Annotated in this window: 2 protein-coding genes, 1 pseudogene and 1 riboswitch; all 3 genes and pseudogenes read left to right on the top strand. The window is 53.5% G+C overall.

Features of this window, described 5'->3' with window-relative positions; translation table 11 throughout:
• A pseudogene (locus BHV64_RS09145) lies at nucleotides 1–461 on the top strand (relaxase/mobilization nuclease domain-containing protein); the annotation flags it as partial.
• 18 nt (nucleotides 462–479) lie between these two features.
• On the top strand, nucleotides 480–1,100 hold the full coding sequence (locus BHV64_RS09140; RefSeq protein ID WP_217727511.1) for a hypothetical protein: 621 nt from the start codon (nucleotides 480–482) through the stop codon (nucleotides 1,098–1,100).
• A 26-nt stretch (nucleotides 1,101–1,126) separates the two neighbouring features.
• Nucleotides 1,127–1,340: riboswitch (cobalamin riboswitch) on the top strand.
• A gap of 164 nt (nucleotides 1,341–1,504) precedes the next feature.
• A partial coding sequence (locus BHV64_RS09135) for a TonB-dependent receptor (RefSeq protein WP_288115782.1) occupies nucleotides 1,505–2,511 on the top strand: 1,007 nt, incomplete at its 3' end.

Genomic DNA, 2,511 nt, shown 5'->3' with positions numbered 1-2,511 from the left:
CCGACCGCAAGCAGGGTATCCTCTTCTCGAAAAACGGCTTCGAGTTCTCCGGATCGAAGATCGACCGGGCTTTCAGCTTTACGAAACTCGACCGTCATTTTACCCACGTGCAGCAACAAACCCAGCACCGGGCCACGCTCTTCGGGAACCTCTCGGCGGCGGCAGGCAATTACCGTTCGGCATTTGCCGGGTTGTTCGGCGGCATGGGCGGCGGTACGCGCGAAGAGCCTGCGGCGCCTAGCCCCGGCGGAAAGATCGACGCGATTCCGCTTCCGCCGGCCAGTTCGCCGGTCGGAGTATCGGCCGCACAGTTGCAGCGCAAGCCGGGAGAAAGTCCCGAAGAGCATATCGCACGAATCACGGCGCTGCTCAACGCCGCAGCCGAAGCAATGGCCATCGCCGCGATGGAACGTCGCCGCAGGCTCGAAGAACAGAAAAGAAGAGCCAAAATGAAAATATAACCTTAAAACCGGAAAGCCATGAACGACAAAAATAAGATCGACCTCTCAATCGAGATGTACGAAGACCTCAAGGAAACACTTGTCAAAGCCATTAAAAACGCCAAAGCAGGCGGCGTAGGGAACGCAGGTTGGGAGAATACGCAGCTGGAACGGATCGAACGGCTGATAGAGGCCGCAGAGCTCTCGCAAGGGCAGATCGCACAGCAGCTCGAACAACTGCAACGGAATACGGCCTTGTCCGGAGCAAAAACCGAGCAGATGCAGGAATTTACCGACAGATACAACGCGTTGCTGGCGCAGTTAGCGGGGAGACTGGAGGTGATCGACAAGGAGAATCGAACAATAATTACTGAAGTTCTAAGTTTCAAAAAGTCTTTATCCGAATTCAAGAACGAAGTTGATACGACGAAATTCGAAAAGCTCGCCAACAATACATTATGGGAAATGAAAACCCAGATACGCTATCTCAAACAACCACCTATCGTTCTGAGAACAATCGTATTTCTAACCGTATTATCAATTTTGACAATATTGGCAACCGGGTATTTATATAGAGATCGGAACGAATGGCGGGGCGAAGCTACATATTGGTATAAACAGAGCGACCAATATAAAACGACACAGACTAATAAAAAATAAAAACATTTTTTATTACTGGTAAATTTTGTATCTTTGCCACGCAAAGGTTCGGAAAGAAGGCCATATGGCCTCCGATCGATTAAAAGGGAATGCCGTGAAAGTCGGCAACAGTTCCCGCTGCTGTAAGTTCCTGTCCGGAAACGGACACATGAGGGATCGACAATCTCAGCCACTGGTGAAAACCGGGAAGGCGTCGTAACCGGAATAAGTCAGAAGACCTGCCTTGCATGACAGATTGGTTTCGCAGCCTGCGGAGAATGGGCGTGAATCGATAATGCATGTAAAGCACTTTTTCATTTTGTTTCGTTGCATTGCGGCTGTGGAATCAATGGTTACCGAACAAACTATTGATACCAAGCGCATAATGAAGCAATTCTACCTTTCGATCCTATGTCTCGCATTTATTGCGGGGGGGGGGAATTTCCACAGCAGTTCAGGCATCCGATAAAGCCGATTCCACCACGAACCGGCGTTACGTCGGAAAACTGGACAGTATCCAGAAAATCAACGAGGTCATCATCGTCGGCACCCCCGTCATTCCCAAATACCGCGAAGTCATCCCCGCACAGGTCCTCAAGGAGGTCGACCTGCAACGGCTGAACAGTCTTTCGGTGGCCGACGCCATCCGCTATTTCGCGGGCGTGCAGCTCAAGGACTACGGAGGTGTAGGCGGACTGAAGACCGTCAACATCCGCTCAATGGGCACCAACCACATGGCGGTCTTCTACGACGGAATCCAGTTGGGCAACGCCCAGAACGGGCAGGTCGATCTGGGGCGCTTCTCGCTGGACGACGTGGAGGAAATATCGCTCTATAACGGACAGAAGAGTGACATTTTCCAGTCGGCCAAGGATTTCGGGGCCTCGGGAACCATCTACATCACTACGCGGCGCCCCCGCTTCGAGGAGGGCAAGCGGGCCAATTTCAAGGCCACGATGAAGACCGGCTCGTTCGGGCTCATCAATCCCTCGATGCGCTACGAGTATAAGATCTCCGACGCCGTCAGCTCGTCGTTCAGCGGCGAGTGGACCAACGCCACCGGCCGGTACAAATTCCGCTACCGCCGCCGCAACACGCTGGGCGAGATCGCCTACGACACGACGGCCTACCGACAGAACGGCGACATCAACGCTACGCGCATGGAGGCCGGACTCCACGGCAAGATGGCCGACGGACAATGGACCGTGCGGGCCTACACCTACAACTCCGAACGCGGCATCCCGGGTGCCATCGTCAACAACGTCTTCCGCCATGGTGAGCGGCTGTGGGACACCAACTCGTTCATCCAGGGAACGCTGACCAACCGCTGGTCGAAGAAATTCCGCACGTTGTTCAACACCAAGTACGCCGCCGACTACACCCATTACGAGAATCAGGACGCCAAGTTGATCCAAACCAAGAACACCTACAA

The organism is Alistipes sp. 56_sp_Nov_56_25, assembly GCF_001915285.1.
Taxonomy (GTDB): Bacteria; Bacteroidota; Bacteroidia; order Bacteroidales; family Rikenellaceae; genus Alistipes; species Alistipes shahii.
This window is presented reverse-complemented; position numbering and strand designations above follow the sequence as displayed.